The sequence below is a fragment of the Chitinispirillales bacterium ANBcel5 genome (assembly GCA_029688955.1).
Lineage (GTDB): Bacteria > Fibrobacterota > Chitinivibrionia > Chitinivibrionales > Chitinispirillaceae > Cellulosispirillum > Cellulosispirillum alkaliphilum.
In genome coordinates this window covers 35,610-53,200 of the sequence record JARUKZ010000020.1, presented here as the reverse complement: position 1 = coordinate 53,200, position 17,591 = coordinate 35,610, and the positions used below count along the sequence as shown (strand labels likewise).

14 protein-coding genes are annotated in these 17,591 nt (G+C 41.8%); 1 reads left to right on the top strand and 13 read right to left on the bottom strand.

The features are described from left to right. Nucleotides 1-35: 35 nt before the first annotated feature. The 10 genes from lpxD to lysS form a co-directional block, all read right to left on the bottom strand. A complete protein-coding gene (gene lpxD / locus QA601_11760) occupies nucleotides 36-1,073 on the bottom strand; it encodes a UDP-3-O-(3-hydroxymyristoyl)glucosamine N-acyltransferase (GenBank protein ID MDG5815757.1) in 1,038 nt (345 codons plus the stop codon). 3 nt (nucleotides 1,074-1,076) lie between these two features. Continuing rightward, complete coding sequence (locus tag QA601_11755) at nucleotides 1,077-1,598, bottom strand: OmpH family outer membrane protein (GenBank protein MDG5815756.1); 522 nt, start codon at nucleotides 1,596-1,598, stop codon at nucleotides 1,077-1,079. Between the two features lie 64 nt (nucleotides 1,599-1,662). Next, nucleotides 1,663-3,975 (bottom strand): outer membrane protein assembly factor BamA, encoded by a 2,313-nt coding sequence (bamA, locus tag QA601_11750; GenBank protein MDG5815755.1) that lies wholly within the window; start codon nucleotides 3,973-3,975, stop codon nucleotides 1,663-1,665. Nucleotides 3,976-4,479: 504 nt separating this feature from the next. Then, nucleotides 4,480-6,906, bottom strand: a complete 2,427-nt coding sequence (locus tag QA601_11745; GenBank protein ID MDG5815754.1) for an ATP-dependent Clp protease ATP-binding subunit — start codon at nucleotides 6,904-6,906, stop codon at nucleotides 4,480-4,482. A gap of 53 nt (nucleotides 6,907-6,959) precedes the next feature. Continuing rightward, on the bottom strand, nucleotides 6,960-8,060 hold the full coding sequence (locus QA601_11740) for a hypothetical protein (GenBank protein MDG5815753.1): 1,101 nt from the start codon (nucleotides 8,058-8,060) through the stop codon (nucleotides 6,960-6,962). Then, nucleotides 8,057-8,557: a UvrB/UvrC motif-containing protein gene (locus tag QA601_11735; GenBank protein ID MDG5815752.1), complete on the bottom strand. Its 501-nt coding sequence runs from the start codon at nucleotides 8,555-8,557 to the stop codon at nucleotides 8,057-8,059. Before QA601_11735 ends, QA601_11740 begins: the two co-directional genes overlap by 4 nt. Nucleotides 8,558-8,812: 255 nt before the next feature. Beyond that, complete coding sequence (locus QA601_11730) at nucleotides 8,813-10,054, bottom strand: ABC transporter permease (protein MDG5815751.1); 1,242 nt, start codon at nucleotides 10,052-10,054, stop codon at nucleotides 8,813-8,815. Between the two features lie 14 nt (nucleotides 10,055-10,068). Next, complete coding sequence (locus QA601_11725) at nucleotides 10,069-10,779, bottom strand: ABC transporter ATP-binding protein (protein ID MDG5815750.1); 711 nt, start codon at nucleotides 10,777-10,779, stop codon at nucleotides 10,069-10,071. A 54-nt stretch (nucleotides 10,780-10,833) separates the two neighbouring features. After that, a complete protein-coding gene (locus tag QA601_11720) occupies nucleotides 10,834-12,066 on the bottom strand; it encodes an ABC transporter permease (protein ID MDG5815749.1) in 1,233 nt (410 codons plus the stop codon). A 52-nt stretch (nucleotides 12,067-12,118) separates the two neighbouring features. Continuing rightward, a complete protein-coding gene (gene lysS / locus QA601_11715) occupies nucleotides 12,119-13,597 on the bottom strand; it encodes a lysine--tRNA ligase (GenBank protein ID MDG5815748.1) in 1,479 nt (492 codons plus the stop codon). A 580-nt stretch (nucleotides 13,598-14,177) separates the two neighbouring features. Between lysS and QA601_11710 the strand changes: the two genes are divergently transcribed. Further along, a complete protein-coding gene (locus tag QA601_11710) occupies nucleotides 14,178-15,311 on the top strand; it encodes a hypothetical protein (GenBank protein MDG5815747.1) in 1,134 nt (377 codons plus the stop codon). Here QA601_11710 and QA601_11705 read toward each other — a convergent pair. From QA601_11705 to QA601_11695, 3 genes are read right to left on the bottom strand one after another with little or no spacing between them, the layout of a single operon-like run. Continuing rightward, nucleotides 15,298-16,479 carry a hypothetical protein gene (locus tag QA601_11705; GenBank protein ID MDG5815746.1) on the bottom strand — a complete coding sequence of 394 codons (1,182 nt, stop codon included), beginning with the start codon at nucleotides 16,477-16,479 and terminating at the stop codon, nucleotides 15,298-15,300. The two genes, QA601_11710 and QA601_11705, sit on opposite strands and share 14 nt — an antisense overlap. Next, nucleotides 16,476-17,060, bottom strand: coding sequence for a DUF4423 domain-containing protein (locus tag QA601_11700; GenBank protein MDG5815745.1), 585 nt, complete (start codon nucleotides 17,058-17,060; stop codon nucleotides 16,476-16,478). The genes QA601_11705 and QA601_11700 overlap by 4 nt, the downstream gene beginning before the upstream one ends. Next, nucleotides 16,966-17,313, bottom strand: coding sequence for a TIGR02147 family protein (locus QA601_11695; protein MDG5815744.1), 348 nt, complete (start codon nucleotides 17,311-17,313; stop codon nucleotides 16,966-16,968). Before QA601_11695 ends, QA601_11700 begins: the two co-directional genes overlap by 95 nt. Between the last annotated feature and the right edge of the window lie 278 nt (nucleotides 17,314-17,591).

Below are 17,591 nucleotides of genomic sequence, written 5' to 3'. Positions count from 1 at the left end.
TGCACTTGAGTCCTTTCCTTAATCTTGAAAAGCTATTATGCTTCTGAAGCCAACCGACCTTTTAAAGCATCTATCTCTTTTTGAAGTTTTTTCAATTCCTTACGCATCATAGGCAATTCACTTTGAGCAGCCTCGATTCTCCTCATACCCATAAGATCGCGCGCAGGACATCCGGTAAGTTTAGAACCCGGTTTAGTGTCCTTACTGACACCAGCCTTTGCCCCTACAAAAGTGTCATCGCCAATCTCTATATGCCCGACAAATCCAGCCTGTCCTCCTATAATCACCCTCTTTCCCAATCGGGTACTGCCAGATATTCCAGTCTGAGCAGCAATAGCAGAATGCTCTCCAATAGAAACATTATGAGCAATATGAACCAGGTTGTCCAGTTTAACTCCCCTTTTTATGACAGTTGGCTCGAAGTTACCTCTGTCCACAGTAGTGCAGGCTCCTATGTCAGCATCATCCTCTATGATCACGTTTCCAAACGCTGGTATTCTAATAAATACCCCACTCTCTCTTGCGTTGCCAAACCCATCGCTTCCTATCACGGCACCAGACTGGATAGTCACATTTTTGCCTATAACAGAGTCCCAGCGTATGATAACACCGGAGTCAACCCTTGTGCCTTCACCAATTTGGACGTTCTTTTCTATGACACAGTTAGCTGCGATTTGGCAGCCACCCTCAATAGTAACGTTAGCCCCGATTACAGTGTTAGGGCCAATAAAGCTGTTGGGGGCGATAGAAGCAGATGGATCAATGAGTGCATGAGGTGAAATTTGTTTTCCAAAAACGGGCGTGCGATCTTCAAATAACTGCGCAACACGCGCATAGCCAACATACGGATCCTTGACCTCAAGGTTGATCTTATTCTCAATGGTTTGGTTTTCTGCAGTTATAACTACTTTTGCACTACAGTCCTTAACCTTTTGAAGATAGGCAGGATTAGAAAGAAAGGTTATACCATCACTGCAGGCCTGCTCAGGTGAACAGACCTTCGTTATTTGTACTTCCTTGTGTTCCTGCGCCAGAGGTGCACCCAATGCCTCAGCAATTACCGTAAGTTTCACTTTTTAATTACCTTCATTGAGAATTCTAATCACAGTATCACTCAGATCATAAGCACTTTTTGCATGAATAATTCCACCAGCCCGTGCGTCTAATATATAATCGTAATTCTCATCTTCGGCAATTTTTTGAATAATTACATTAATTTTTTCGATAATGGGCCCTGTAAGCTGTTCATTTTTCATCAAAGCTTCACCCCGTTCGCCAAATTTTTGCTGCAGAAACTCCTGATATGCCATCATCTTCTGGCGTAACTCGTTTTCAAGTTCCTGTTTGCGTTCACTTGAAAGCAGAAGACTCTGCCCTTCAAGCTGCTCCTGAAGCTCCCGAAGCTCTTTTTGACGTCGTGAAGCTTCCTGTTCCCACTTTGCGACTTCCTCATTGAACTGCTTTTGTGCAGATTCTGTTCCATGATACTCCAGAAAAATTCTTTCTGAGTCGATGAAACCAATTTTCATCTGTGCAGTTGCTACTGAAACCGCAGCTAAAACCAATACAATACCTTTGAGTATTAAGCGCCTGTTCATTATTAACTCCTCCTTTAATACTGAGAAAATACTGTTCTCAAAACAGCATACATATAAAAAATAATTAAAATCCCTGATTCATGATAAAATGTAACTGAAAACCGCTAGGTTCTTCTCTAAAAGTATCTCGGCTTGTATCATCCAGTCCCCACGCAAAATCAAAACCCATGATTCCCAGCATAGGAACATTTACCCTTAAACCAAAACCCACTCCCTTATAGAGGTCATTAAGACTCATATCAGATATTCTGGACCAGGTATTACCCACATCAGCAAAAAGCGCCAAATACACCTGTTGATCAACCAGGGGATAGCGAAGCTGCAGACTGGATGTAAGCATTGCTATTCCATCACCATTATCCCTATACCGCCCACCGAATTCAAAATCAGGATAACCGCGAATGGTACCATCACTGTATACTCCTCCTGCAGAAAAGAGATCAAGTCTTGAAATTTTAATGTCTCTACCAAGATTATGAATCAATCCCATTCTGGTTTCCGAACCCAGCACCAGATTCCAGGGAAGCTGAAAATAATGCTCATAATCAAAGGTTCCTTTAAGATAGGAGTAATCTCCCCCTATGCCGGCTATTTCCGGTCTGATTCTGAGGCGTGAACCACTGTTTGGAAAAAGTGGCATATCGAAATCGTAACGCTCGATATTAAAGGTAAGCCTGCTTAAAGTCCCTGATTCCATTATCTGCAATCCCAGCTCAGGAACGGTATCGGTTTTATAGTTCGTCTCCTCCCGGCTTAGCTGATAAATTGCATTAACCCTAAATTTATCATCAGGCCAACTCATTCTTGAACGACCGACACCAGTACGAAACCCTATGCTTGTTGCGGTATCCCGCCTGGTAGCCTCTTCCAGATCGGCATCTCTTTCGATACGATCGAAAATAGATCTATCATAAAACACTGTCCCGGTAAGCCACCAGGGAGTATCAAAAGCCCATGGATCGGTGAATCCAAGATTGACCGTTCTACGCCTCGAACCAGCCTGAAGATCGACTTTAAGTTCCTGGCCAGCACCTCTGAAATTTGGTATCGCAGTAGAAAAAGTACCCGTAAAGTTATCGGTCTGACTGTACGCTGCACCAATAGTAAGTTGTCCGATATTATCTTTTTCAGCTATATGAAATATTAGATCAATAGTACCATCTTCATTGGGCTTTAGATCTGGCATAATATTTTCGAAGTAACCTAAGCGGTGAAGATTTTGATGACTACGTACCATCTGAGACTGCCTGTATCTCTGCCCGGGCACAAGCTCCAACTCACGCCTTATTACTTTCTCCATAGTTTTATCATTACCCTGAATATCTATCCTTCTAACAATCGCAGGGCGCCCCTCATGAATATTCATTACTACATCAATAGTATCACCCCTAAAGGTTGGCTTATCATCGATTCTAACCCATAAGTGTCCCTCTTCCCTGTAGGCATCCTCAATAAGAGCCTTTGTCATTTCAAAACGACTAGCCTCAAAATGACGACCTTTACGCATAGCAACACGCGAGGCTAGTGTTTCATCATCTAAGACCGAATTACCTGTAAAGAAAATATCACCGGTATAATAACGATCCCCTTCATCAATTGTAATCTCTATGAATATTTCTTCCTGGGACTCAGAATACCAGATAGAATCATTCTCGATTGCAGCATCAAGGTATCCCTGTTCATTATAAAACATAACCAATGAATCGAGATGGGAACGATAAAGAGTTTCATCAAAGTAACCACGACGAAACAACCACCAGGTTCTCTCTTTAGTATTAAACTCCCTGGAGAGCCTTGAATCGCTTATGTGAGAATTTCCTTTAAAAGAGATCTCACTAATTCTAACCCGCGGCCCCTCATCGATTGTGTATTTAGCTATCGCGGTTCCCGGTATTTTTGCATCAACAAGCTCTACATCTATTTCAACTAATCGATGTCCCTCCTCGATATACTTATCTCTAATATTACTTACTGTTTTGTGCAAAAGGGCATCTGAAGCCACCTGATTTGGAACTAAACCCAGATCTTCTTCAAGTTCATCTGTTTTTAGCCGCCTGTTTCCATGAAATTCAATACTCAAGCATAGAGGATATTCTTCAACTTTCAACAGAAGTGACGCGTTGGTTTCGCTTTCTTCTGTGATATAAAAATCTACAGAACGAAATGCACCCATTGCAAAAAGTGTACGAATGGCTTCCTGAACATCAGTGGAGGCGAAGGAAGCGCCACTTCTTAGTGGTATGGTATTGCGAACAACAGCTTCACGAGTATGAACAAGACCTTCAATTTTAAGAGTATCCAGTATCTTGCCATGAGTAACACCAATTCCAAAACACATAATGGTTACAGCTATAACCAGTAGTTTTTTTTCCATCATTAAACAAACCCTTCAGTAAACAGGATGATTTTCAAATGTCCTTTATTGCGGAGAACAGGTTCTGTGCTAAAGAAGACAGAACCTGCCAATGATAACACATTTCTCAACACGACAGAGTTATCTGTGGCGGTAACCGGGGTGCTAAACACTGTCACAAGCTGCAAGCACAGCTGTGCCGCCTTTATGATATTGCCTATAAAACTCTTAAATATAATATTACGTATGTCACGCATTCAAATATCTCTGTCCAGGTCAAAATACGGGTCAGGTTATTCCCAGCAAAGCCTCATACCTAGGAAGAACATGGTGATGTTTCACAAGGAATGTACCAAGCATCACTTTTTTTCTACTCAGGTTTTCGCTTAGGTAGTCTGTTTATTGATCAATTCTCTTTTTCTCACTACTAAGATCGCAATATTAGAATTTCTATTAAAAAACAAAGCCCTGTTTCAGGCAAAATTTGCGAAACAGGGCACAGAAGCATCACTAAAGATTGCGTTTTTATTAGGACCCGGGTTTAGAAAAATCGACCTTTTCCTCTTTCATAGTCACGATTATTGTGTCCCCGTCCTGAAACCGCCCCTCAAGAAACTCCTCGGCAAGAGGATCCTCTAACTGGCGTTGTATAGAACGGCGCAATGGACGCGCCCCAAGAACCGGATCATACCCCTCGTTTACCAGGTGAGTTTTAACTTCCTGATCTACATTTATCTGAATATTGCGCTCTGAGAGCCTTTCCTGGAGCTCTCTAAGCTGTATTTCAATAATTTGGGCGATTTCGGATTTACCCAACGGGTTGAAAACAATTGTTTCATCCACCCGATTGAGAAATTCAGGATTAAAAATTCTTTTAAGCTCATCTGTTACTTTCGCCTTCATGGCTTCGTACCCTGTAGCTGCAGTTGTTTTCCCAAACCCCACAGTTCCACTCTTTTTCACATCACGCGTACCAGCATTTGATGTCATAATGATTATGGTGTTCTTGAAATTAACATGACGACCGTAAGCATCGGTAAGAACCCCATCATCAAGAATTTGCAAAAGAATGTTAAACACATCAGGATGAGCCTTTTCAACTTCATCAAGCAGAACAACTGAATATGGCTTTTTCCTTATCTTCTCTGTAAGCTGTCCCCCCTCTTCATACCCCACGTATCCCGGAGGAGCACCAACCAGACGTGAAACAGCAAACTTTTCCATGTATTCAGACATGTCGATGCGAACCATTGCGTCTTCTGTATCAAAAAGCGATTGAGAGAGAGCTTTAGCAAGTTCGGTTTTACCTACACCAGTTGGGCCAAGGAAGATAAATGATGCGATAGGACGGCGAACATTGTGTAAACCGGCCCGTGATCTGCGGATAGCCCTTGCCACTGCTTCCAAAGCTCTGTCCTGCCCTATAACTCTGCGACGCAGCTCATCTTCAAGGTTAATAATTTTCTTAGTTTCCTCTTCTGCGAGACGAGCTAATGGAATACCGGTCATAGTTGCAATAACTTCGGTTACAGTGCTCTCGTCCACAAGTAATCGCTCCTCAGCCTTACTCTTTCGCCACAGTGCCTTTTTCTCCAGAAGTGTCCCTTTAAGCTTCTCCTGCTTATCCCTAAGCTTTGCAGCACGTTCAAACTCCTGCTGCTCAACAGCACTTTCCTTCTCCCGTACCACACCTGAGATTTCCTTCTCCATATCTCTAATTTCGGTAGGGATCTCCATACTGGAGAGTCTTTTGCGGGCACCGGCCTCATCGATAATATCGATTGCTTTATCCGGCAGGAAACGATCGCTTATATAGCGATCCGACAGCTTAACAGCAGAATCGATAGCTTTATCTGTATAGGTAACTTTGTGATGATCCTCATAGTTATGCCGCAAACCGGAGAGAATCTGTACAGTTTCAGCCACACTTGGCGGATCGACCATAATTGTTTGAAAGCGACGAGCCAAAGCACCATCTTTTTCGATATACTTGCGATACTCATCAAGAGTTGTAGCACCTATGCACTGAATTTCACCTCGTGAAAGGGCGGGTTTAAAAATATTCGATGCATCGAGACTGCCTTCTGAGCCACCAGCACCAACGATTGTGTGCAATTCGTCGATAAAGATAATGATGTTTTCATTTTTCTGAAGCTCCACCATAAGAGCTTTAAGTCTTTCTTCAAACTGGCCCCGGTATTTTGTTCCAGCCACCATGGATGCCATATCCAGATTGATAACTCTTTTATTTTCGAGCACCTGAGGGATATTTTTTTCCACCACTTTTTGAGCTAATCCTTCGACGATGGCAGTTTTCCCTATCCCCGGCTCCCCAATAAGAACCGGATTGTTTTTCTTTCTGCGGCTTAAGATCTGAACGACGCGCTCGATCTCTTTTTCCCGACCTATAACAGGGTCGAGCTTATTTTCCTTAGCCATAGCAGTAAGATCGCGCCCGAAGTGATCCAGAAATGGAGTTTTACTCTTTTCTTTAGTGCCACTTACAGATTCACCACCACGCAATACTCTGTTTATCTCTTCCTTCACCCGCTCATAATCGAGCCCCGAAGAAGCTAATGCGTTTGCAGCAGCTGATTCTGTGTCTTTCATCAAAGCAAGCAGTAGATGCTCGGTACCGATATATTTGTGAGACATTGACCTGGCCTCATTTGCAGCTATTTCCAGCACCTTTTTGGCCCGAGGAGTGAATGGAAGCATCTGACCGATAGTCATCATTCCGCCAGTGGAGGTAATGGTCTTTTCTATGCTGTTAGTCAGCTCTTCAAGATCCACACCCATGCTTCGCATAACTGCTACCGCAACCCCATCCCCTTCTTTAATAAGTCCAAGAAGAAGGTGCTCGGTACCCACATAGTCGTTGCCAAGCCTCACAGATTCCTCTCTGGCTATCTGCATCACCTTTTTTACACGATCTGTAAACATCCCATTCATCATCTATTCTTCCTTCCAGATTTTTATACCCAGAGTGCACGTTTTTTCAATTTTGATTATTTCAAGGATTGTGTACTTTTTTTCCGCCTTCTCTTCTTTGCGAGCAAATCTCTGACCAACTCAGCCCGCGCTATACTCAGCTCCTCCTCATTCATGGCAGTGCTGCGATGAATCTGAAGATGGGCCGGCATACTCATACAGATTATGCGATTTAACTGCTCAACAGAAAATGCATCAAAAACACCGCAATGTATTCCAAGCCGTAATGCGCTGGTAAGATTTAAAAGCTCTGATAAGCTTAGTGTTCGGGCATGAGTTAGAATGCCAAATGATCTATATACTTTATCACTCAATTCAAGAGAGGCATCTCTCATCACCCTCTCTCTTGCTTTGCGTTCATTGCTGATAATTTCAGAGATAGTTTTGCAGGTAGTGTCAACAAACTCCTGTTCATGTGAACCCATAGTTGCCTGATTAGAGAGCTGAAAGAAGTTACCCATGACATCAGAATTCTCTCCGAAAAAACCTCGCGTTGATAACCCCATCTGACTTGCACCCTGTAACACTGCATCAATAGACTTTGTGAGCACAAGGCCTGGTAAATGAAGCAAAAACGAAACCCTCAAACCGGTTCCGGAGTTAGTGGGGCAACAGGTCAAAAAGCCCATTTTATTATCATAAGCATACTTAAATTTTTTACCGATAGTATCATCTAGCATATCCAGCACTTCCCACATCTCCTGTGCGCGAAAGCCTGAATCAATACACTGAAAACGAAGATGATCCTCTTCGTTTACCATTATATTCACACGCCGGGAAGAATCACATACGACCCCTCTGTCTCCATCCATCTTAAGCATATCAGGGCTTACCACCCGCTCCTCCACCAGAAACTGCTGCTCCAGCTCCCGAAGCCGGGAAAAATTTATCACCTCAAAGGTTTTAAACTGAGCCCCACTATCAAACACCTCTGTGATCTTTTTGAAAACGGTTTTGCGCTCTTTCAATGATGCCTGAAAGGGAAACTGATGGTTGTCCAAATTACGTGCCAGGCGAATCCTGCTTGAAACAACCACATCCGATTCGGGGCCATTATTATTAAACCACACTGGAACAACTTTTACCAAATCGAGGCAACCACGTTTCTCTTTATTCATTTAACTCCCATCTGCTTGATACTATGTATCGCATCCCTGATAGCCGCAGCCTGTTCAAACTCTTCATTGCGTATAGCTAAATCAAGCTGACTTCGTAAATGTTCAAGATCATGCACCCGCTTACCCTGAGTAGTTGATCCTGCATATTTTTTCCCACGATGAAGAGATGAACCATGCACCTGAACCAATAGTTCATTTATCTCTTTTTCAAAAGATCCATAGCAAGTTGAACAACCAAGCCATCCCTTAGCCCTGAAATCAGAAAGCTTAAGATTACAACCCTGGCACACTTTCTCCTCTTCCATTTTCTTCTCTACCGGAGAGGAGTTGCTTTTTTGCTCAGCCATTACCATATCCTCATCGTTATCTAAGGTTATCGATATACCCTTATCACTTGCACACTCATCACAAAGATGATACACATGTGTTTCACTGTTTACTATCTGCGTAAGATGAATGTTTGCCGGGTTTATTCCGCACTCATCACAAAGTTTCATTAAGCACCATCCTTAAATAAATGGGCGACCATATTACACCTTAACCCTATAAATCTACTAAATGCATCGATGAAGAGGAAACATTTAGAGCATCTGCGCTAATCCATTTGCGCTATTTGCCCAAGGAGTTCAAACTTAAACCCTTAACCACCACCTGATTTTAATCAAGAAAATTCTCCAAAAACCGCAGCTAAAGCGAATTTTTCAAAAATTTTGGAACAAAAAGCACCGTGTCACAAGTTATTACTCGTGACACTAATCGTATCTCATCGATTCAGCAGGAAGCACTGCTGAGGCTTTCCAGGCAGGGTACAAGGTAGCAAGCCAACAGATAATATTAGCAGATAAAAAGATCACCAGTACATCAAAACCCTTCACTAACACCGGCAGAGTATTTATGAAGTACACATCTCCGGGTAACGGAATAAATTGATAACGACTCTGTATAAAACACAACCCAAGACCTAAAATCATTCCTAATGTCGAGCCAATAAACCCTATTACCACCCCGTTGACCATAAAAATTTTCATGATCGATCCAGACGTTGATCCCATTCCCATAAGAATCCCTATCTCACGTCGCTTTTCCAAAATCATCATTATCAGGGTGGAAATAATATTGAACACCGCAACGACCATTATAAGAGAGACAATAATTAAAATCAAGTGCTGCTGAAGCCTCATCCATTCAAAAAGAGAACGATTTTGAGTTTGCCAGTCAACGACCCTAAACGGGTATCCTCCCAGATAATCACGTAAATCCAAAGAGATTTCATTAGCTTTGAAAAGATCGGTGGTCTTAATCTGTACTCCCTCCACACCATCCATGTTTAATAACATCTGGGCTGAAGGGATAGAGATATACACAAAAAGTTTGTCGTAATCATACATTCCGGTTTCAAATATCCCCGAAACGGTGAAACGTCCCATTTTAGGAACGGGATCACTTTCCCCTTCGACTGTGGCAAGGCTCATAAGAACGATTTCTGAACCGACCTGTGCCTTGAGTTCTTCTGCTAGTACAGAACCAATCACTATGCCGGGAAAGGAGCGCTCTCGTTTTGATTTTACTGAATCAAGGTGAAAGGAGCCATATAACAAAGAACGGGAGATTTCTGTAACTTCATGCTCGTACTCAGGATCAACCCCCGTAAACTTTACCCCGTTCTGAAGCTCTCTGTGTTCAACAGCCCCTTTTCCACTTATATAAGGTGATACACCAATAACATCCGGATGTTGCGAAATGCGGGTAAGAAGACCTTCATACCCGGTAATTGGACGTGAATGATACTGCAATACTTTTCCATGAGCTAAAGTGCCCACGATTCGCTCACGGACCTCTTTTTCAAAACCATTAGCAATAGACAGCGCTACCACCAGCACAAAGCTGCCAACACAAACACCTGCAGCAGAGATATAGGTTATCCAGGAGATAAAGCCTAATTTACGCTTTCCCCTTAAATATCTCAGAGCAATAAACCACTCAATTTTACCCACGTTCTCTACCTTTTTTACCATTCATCGGTTGCAGTAATCGCCTTATCGGTGCCTTTAATATTTCCATCATCCAAATACAGTACTCTATCCAACCCCTGGCTGAGACGATTGTTATGAGTTGCGATCAAAAATGTCTGTTCAAACTCTTTGTTCGCTTTTTCAAACAGCTCAAGCAGCAACTCGCCATTGGCGCGATCCAGATTCCCGGTCGGCTCATCTGCAAGTACAAGTGCCGGTTTGTTAAACATAGCTCTTGCAAGCGCTACCCTCTGACGTTCCCCACCACTAAGCTCTGCAGGGTAGTGCCCCTTCCTATGCCCAAGCCCAAAGGCATCCAAAAGCTCATCAGCCCTTTTCATACACTCTTTTTTTCCATTCCCACTAATAAGCCCGGGGATAAATAAATTCTCTGCAGCGGTGAAATCAGGTAATAAATGATGAAACTGAAAAACAAAACCAATTTGACGATTTCTAAATAAGGCCAGCTCTTTTCCTGAGAGTTCGCCAAGGACTTTACCTCCAACACAAACTGTTCCTTCTGTAGCTCTGTCCAGTCCCCCAAGGATCTGAAGCAGAGTTGTTTTGCCGGCGCCAGAGATCCCAACCAGCGACACCATCTCCCCCCGTTTTATAGAGAAGGAGACGTTTTTGAGTACATCAAACTCCCCGGCATCATCACTAAATTTCTTTCTCACATTTGTTACTTTAACCATAACCTCAGGCATTAAGCTGCCCCCTGATTTATATCATTTTTTAACTTCATTTAAACCCACCCCTTCTTACTCATACCGTATTGATTCGGCAGGAAGCATTGTTGATGCTTTCCATGCAGGATAGAGAGTAGCAAGCCAGCAGATAACATTTGCAGAAATATAAATTGCTATCACATCAAAACTACTAATCAATACCGGAAGTTTACTTATAAAGTATATATCACCCGGTAACGGAATTACCTGATAATGGTACTGAATCAAACAAAGCCCCAACCCCATAAGTACTCCCAGGGTAGAGCCAATAAACCCTACTACAACTCCATTTAACATAAACACTTTCATGATCGAGCCCGATGTAGCTCCCATACCCATGAGGATGCCTATTTCTTTGCGTTTTTCCAGAATCATCATTATCAGTGAAGAGATAATGTTAAAAGCCGCAACCACCATTATAAGCGATATCACAATGAATATGACCAAACGTTCAAGTTTCATCCACTCAAAAAGCGACCTGTTCTGAGTCTGCCAGTCCACAACACTATAAGGATAGCCCCCAAGATAGTCGCGCACATTAGCTGAAATCCTGTCGGCTCTGAAAAGGTTGGTGGTTTTTATCTGTATCCCTTCAACCCCCTCCATATTCAAAAGATTCTGAGCCGAAGCGATCGATACATACACAAAGTTTGCATCATATTCATGCATTCCCGTCTGAAAAACTCCACTAACGGTAAAACGTCCCATTTTGGGAACCGGATCTAATTCTCCCTCTTCTGTAGCCAGACTCATTAGCACCACTTCGGAGCCTTCATCCACTCCAAGCCTATTTGCCAGCCCTGTCCCCAGAACCACACCCGGAAAGTCCCTGCCGCGCCTCGATTTTAGGGTATCCAGAAAAAATTGTCCCCTTTTTATCGATTGAGAAATCTCTGTCACCGTGTGCTCAAGCTCAGGATCAACCCCTGTAAACATTATTCCATCCTGGACCTGCTCATGTTCAATTCCACCTTTACCACTAATGAAGGGTGAGGCACCGATTACCTGTGGATGATCAAGAACATAGTCCCTGAGAGTTTGATATTCAGTAATAGGCTGAGAGTTGTGCTTAAGTACTTTGGCGTGAGCAAGAGTACCTACGATTCTATCCCGTACCTCTTTTTCAAAACCATTAGCAATAGAAAGTGCTACCACCAATACAAAACATCCAAGACAAACACCGATTGCCGAAATGTAGGTAATCCAGGATATAAAACCAATTTTTCTCTTGCCCCGCAGGTATCGAAGAGCAACAAACAATTCCATTTTTCCCACGCTTTTTTTCCTTTAATAAGGCCCTAGCATAACTACGTTAAATTTAGACCTCTGGCCTGAGCAATGGAAAGAGTATCACATCTCTCAGGTTTGTAGTATTAGTTAAGAGTGCAATAATCCTGTCGATACCCATTCCCCAACCGCTTATAGGAGGCATTCCATACTCCATACACGTGAGAAAATCATTATCCACATCCATAGTTTCTGTATCACCATGGGCCCTTGCCTCTGCTTGCTGTTTAAACCTTTGAGCCTGATCGAGTGGATCCACCAGCTCAGAATAGGCATTTACTACTTCCCAACCATTAACAACCAGTTGAAATCTGTCCACCACTGAAGGGTTTGCATCACTTTTTCTCGCAAGAGGGGAAAGATCAAGCGGGTGATGGGTAATAAAAACCGGATTAATCAGCTTGGGCCGGGAAACTTTTTTGTATAAGAGGTCGATAAGGGTACCTCTTCCGGCTTTGGATATATCAACATCTGTTTCAAGCGTTATCCCCTGGCGCTCTATTTCCTGGTGAAGATCTTCTTTAGTAGCAAACTGGTCGATATCTATACCACAGTCATTTAGGATAAGATCCCTAAATGAAACTCTTGGCCATGTACCGTCAAAAGATATCTGCCTGTCTTCGTAAGTGATCTCCAGTGTGCCCATAACAGAGTTGAGTAGATGTTTTATAAGTTTTTCTGTGAAGTTCATGTTATCTACATAATTCCAGTAAGCACAGTAATACTCTAAAAGCGTAAAGTCGGGCAGATGTGAGGCATCAACCCCCTCATTGCGAAAAGAACGGGCAAATTCATAGACCCGATCGAATCCACCGGCAATAGCGCGCTTTAGGTAGGTCTCGGGTGCGATACGGAGGTATACATCAATATCAAGTGCGTTGTTGTGCGTAATAAAAGGACGAGCCAAAGCACCGCTTGCTTTGTTCGTCAGAACCGGAGTATCGATTTCAAAAAACTCATTTTCATCCAGAAATGTACGTATAGTGCGAATTATATGCGTACGTTTCTTAAAGCGCTCTCGTGACTCTTCGTTCATTACAAGATCCAGATACCGTCTTCTAAGGCGCAGTTCGGGATCTGTCAGTCCGTGAAATTTTTCTGGAAGAGGGCGTAATGCTTTAGACAGAAATGTAAAACCGTGAACATCGATGGTTTTTTCTCCGGTTTTGGTGGTCATCATCTGCCCTTCAATACCGATAAAATCACCAATATCTACCAGTTCCTTGAATTGGGCAAAAAGTTCTCCAAGCTTTTTTTTCTGAAGCGCAAACTGAAGTTTCCCATTAATATCATATAAATGCCCAAACGCCAGTTTTCCAAAATAACGAAGCGATACCACACGCCCGGCAACACGTACTCCAGCAGTATCATCTGCAAGTGTAAGGGCCTCACTCAAAGAATGTGTTCTTTCGTACCTTTCTGCATACGGCTGCTGGCCGGTATTTGAAATCTGAGAAATTTTTTCTACCCGAACCTTCATCTGTTCATTTAATTCTGTAAGCGTCGTCACATCTCTCTCCATTAGTTCTAAACGACTCAGCCTTTAAGTGCTTCTACTGACTTAAATTACACTACGAGCCGGTTATGACCATATTTTAAAGAAACCGTTTCATTATCAGAGTAAAACTATAGAAAATAGTTTAAGGAAGTGATTTGCGTCAGATGTTATTGGTATAATCTATACTAAAGTAATTTTTTAGGAAAGATAGCTCTTCACTCAGATTAAATGTGCCAGAAGAGGACATAGATTTTTTAACGATTACAGGCCCGTGATTTAACCGTTTTAATTTTAAAACGAAATTATCAGTGAATTAGATAAAAAACTATGTAAACCGGTTGCCGATCGGCTATATTATTGTAAGATTAGATATTCAGTTACAACAATAAGTGGCCCTGCATCCAAGGGCCCCAAAGCGAGAATCGTCATCACAGACTATTTGAAACCATAAAAGATTGCTACATACAGAATATGACCAATATGCATATATATAATTTTTTGATCGTGAGCTGTTTTTAAGCTTATTAATGAAGTTATGAATACACGCGGGAAAAAGATATCCGGATGAACTGCTTTCGGGGGGGAGCTTAAGATGACTACATTCAGAAACAACCATCTGTATCACGTTGCAATATGCACGGCTGGCCGCTTAAAAAAAAGACCTGTAGATGAGTTCGAATCAGTGAACAAAATAATAAAATGGCTAATCCAAACATTTGGTTCGGAAGCAAATTTTTCACTCGAAGAGAGTACTTTGGATAAATTAGCAAAACAGTATGAACACTGGGAGTGTTGTAATGAAAAAAAACCGGATAATAACTTAATTAAAAGAATACAAATTGTAGACCATCATAACTCAGTTAATCCAAATAAACTCCAGCTTAATAACGGATTACTTCATTTAAAAGTAGACCTGACGGCTGGAGGAGCCATAGCCTATCTTGGAGAGTCCGGGACAGGACGCAATTTAGTTAATACAAGCCATAGCGGTAGCTATATTCAACAATCCTATTTTGCAGGTGAACCACTTGATCGCAGAGCTAAAGGACAGGCAACCAACTGCTCCCCCTGGGGGTGGAATCCTGTTCAGGCAGGGGATGCATCTGGCAACCGCTCCAAAGTGCTAAACTTTAAAACGACAGAGGACCAAATCTATATAAAGGTTCAGCCGCTTTTATGGGACATGAAAGGGGAATTAGCCCAGTGTACTATGGAGAGTTGGTTTACTCTATCAGAAAGCGCAGCAAAAATAAGAAACCGTTTTTCGATCAAAAGAACTGATAACCTTTGGAATGAGGTATCTTACCTGCAGGAGATGCCCGCTTTAAGTCTGATAAAAGAATTAGGCCATATCTATTCTTGCCGAAGAACTGAAACTAACAAAGATGGAAAGCTATTTTCTACCACAGACACAGAAAAGGCACTCTTTTGGCAAAACCCAGAACAGTGGGTAGCAGCAGTCGATAATTGTGGTTGGGGACTTGGGGTGTATATAAAAGATGCAGAAGTATTTGCTTCTGGCACCAATTGCAACCCCAGAGCAGGCCGTTCTCCGGAGTCAGAGATCTATATCTCACCACGGCGCAACATGAGACTTGACAAAAGCACGGTGGTTGACTATGAATACGATCTAATCATAGGACAGGTGGAACAGATAAGAAACTATGCAATAAACCAGTGCAGGAAGATAGATCAACCACTGTTTACGAGTTCTAAAATCCTCTGATCCCTTCCATAGTAACTCCATGCAAAGAGATGTAATCAATCATAAACGTGAGAGTATCAAACTCTGGATTATCTCTTTTTTCCGCTTCGATTGTGATTTGTTCTATGTCTTTTGAAGCTTCGTACCAGGAATAATCAGTATGGACCTCAATACTGAGATTATCAGTAAGAATTGAAATTACCTGCCACTCAGAAGTAAGCTCAATAGCAGCTCCGTAGTGAGATACTCTTTCTGTTTGCTGTTCCTCTTCAATAAGCTTTGACTCTATGTTAAACCGCAACACGCCCTCCCCCTTTATTCTTAGAAGCAAACTATCCACTTCTGATAGATCAACATTCGACTCAGCAAGAAAACGTGCACCAATACCCAGATGACTATCACTACTTTCCCCAAACCCAAAGCGTGTTTTCATATACCCTAAACCATCGATAGCATGATCATTTACTACATTATACACCCAAGATTCTATGCCTCCGTAGTAAGTAAACCAACATTCATTGTTCACGGACTGTGAATACAAAAGAGTGTTTTGCGAATTACCGAAGCGGTAGAAATAAACATATGGTACTACATTGAGTTCAAGATCTGTAATATTTTCACCTGGCTGTACTTCAATATCTGTTACATATCTTAAACTATCAATACTTACTACAGAAGAATACATTTGGTAATTACCTGGTGCAATAAAATTCAAATCAAAAGAGTCTTTATCGTTAATAGCAGCTTTATAACTTGTACCTCTGAGCATAACAGTATCTACACCGTAATATTCACTAGTAATTTTTCCGGAAATAGTGCTGTACTCCTTTAACGTTATTGGTATTACATCCTTGTCCACTGAAATCTGAGCATCAGGCCAGAAAAACCCTTCATTTTCTCCGCTAAGTTCCAGATTATAGCCATGCGAAAACCGTCTGGGATGCTTATAGTACCCATTTTCATCAGTACGGATTTCATAAACCACCGGAGTTTCACTGTTTGCACTACGTTTTTGCCAGTTTTTAGCATCGATAACCCTAACTTTTATACCAGAAGCGGGTGTCCCGTTTGAATACGCAACTGCCACCATCCCCTCTCCTTCTATTCCGGTTACCTGCTGGCAGCCACCAGTAAGGATTACATAAGCAATTAAAAACGTGGTCCACATTAGAAAAGATCTTTTTCTCATAACCGTTCCTTACCTTTTCTACTTTTTGAAAACGGAAAAAAATTAATTCCCAGGTGATACACCCGCTCCGGATTTGGATCCTGGGAAGCTAGTTGCAAAATTTTTAATCTAAATGACCTTATTTCATCCTGAATTTTTTTGAAGCTATCCTCCGAAATAGAGAACGTAGCCCAGGAGATATTTCGTTCTTCCCGAGGAACCCTGCCGAGTGCTTTTTTGGCGAGATCGAGAGTTTTTAAAATATAACTTCCGACTGCTTTGGTCGGTGCTTCATAACCGGTACTTAAAAGTCTTTCAGTTTTCTCCCAGTACCCATTTTCGTTTTTTTCTATAAGTCCTAACTTTTCCAGTACCTTAACAGCTTTAAAAACTTCAGAAGCTGATACAGAAGGTTCAAGCAAGCTCCCAAATTCCTTGTATTTTTCATTGAAAGGGACTATTTCGAGCAATTCCCTTATAGCAGTGTAGTACCAGTGCTCAAAAAACTCATACTGCGCTGCCTTTAATTGATGAACCCGAAATTCCTGAAATGACTGTAATTTTTCTAAAAGGCGTTTTTTTCTCCTGCACACCTTTGGCATGACAATAAAGCACCATTGTTTCAAAATAATCTCTCTCTCTCTTACTCATCTTCATCACTCTGGCAAAAGAGGGAAGGTACTTTAATGAAAGATTAATATGTCCTTTTACTATCAAGTTGAGGTGACCAGGAGATTTTATTCCCAATTTACCAGCAAGATACCGGTAGGAGTATATAGAATTCTCCTCTTTCTTCTCACTTAACCAATCACTTAAAAACTCGCGGTAATCGATGTAACTGAAAATTGATGGCATGGGGTTCCAACCATTTTGACATTTTAAGATGATTGTAAAAATACTGCGTTAATTTCACCAAGGTTTTTTCTGAGCTCAAACGACACCAAGCCAACAACACCGAAATCATTTTTTTAAGCTTCAGAAAACAAAAAAGGTCTTCATACAGCTTTTTTTTATTAAAAAAAAGGACTATAAACCCACTGTTTAAAATATACTATATGAACTTACCTAAGTGTAAAATCTTTGCTCTGCCAGATCGATCCGTTCCCTAGTTTCTTGGCAGTTTTACATCAGTA

Excerpts from the sequence above, each read along its gene's own strand:
- QA601_11755 (MDG5815756.1), bottom strand. The coding sequence starts at position 1,598 with ATGAACAGGCGCTTAATACTCAAAGGTATTGTATTGGTTTTAGCTGCG.
- bamA (MDG5815755.1), bottom strand. The coding sequence starts at position 3,975 with ATGATGGAAAAAAAACTACTGGTTATAGCTGTAACCATTATGTGTTTT.
- QA601_11745 (MDG5815754.1), bottom strand. The coding sequence starts at position 6,906 with ATGATGAATGGGATGTTTACAGATCGTGTAAAAAAGGTGATGCAGATA.
- QA601_11740 (MDG5815753.1), bottom strand. The coding sequence starts at position 8,060 with ATGAATAAAGAGAAACGTGGTTGCCTCGATTTGGTAAAAGTTGTTCCA.
- QA601_11735 (MDG5815752.1), bottom strand. The coding sequence starts at position 8,557 with ATGAAACTTTGTGATGAGTGCGGAATAAACCCGGCAAACATTCATCTT.
- QA601_11725 (MDG5815750.1), bottom strand. The coding sequence starts at position 10,779 with ATGCCTGAGGTTATGGTTAAAGTAACAAATGTGAGAAAGAAATTTAGT.
- QA601_11720 (MDG5815749.1), bottom strand. The coding sequence starts at position 12,066 with ATGGAATTGTTTGTTGCTCTTCGATACCTGCGGGGCAAGAGAAAAATT.
- QA601_11710 (MDG5815747.1), top strand. The coding sequence starts at position 14,178 with ATGACTACATTCAGAAACAACCATCTGTATCACGTTGCAATATGCACG.
- QA601_11705 (MDG5815746.1), bottom strand. The coding sequence starts at position 16,479 with ATGAGAAAAAGATCTTTTCTAATGTGGACCACGTTTTTAATTGCTTAT.
- QA601_11700 (MDG5815745.1), bottom strand. The coding sequence starts at position 17,060 with ATGCCAAAGGTGTGCAGGAGAAAAAAACGCCTTTTAGAAAAATTACAG.
- QA601_11695 (MDG5815744.1), bottom strand. The coding sequence starts at position 17,313 with ATGCCATCAATTTTCAGTTACATCGATTACCGCGAGTTTTTAAGTGAT.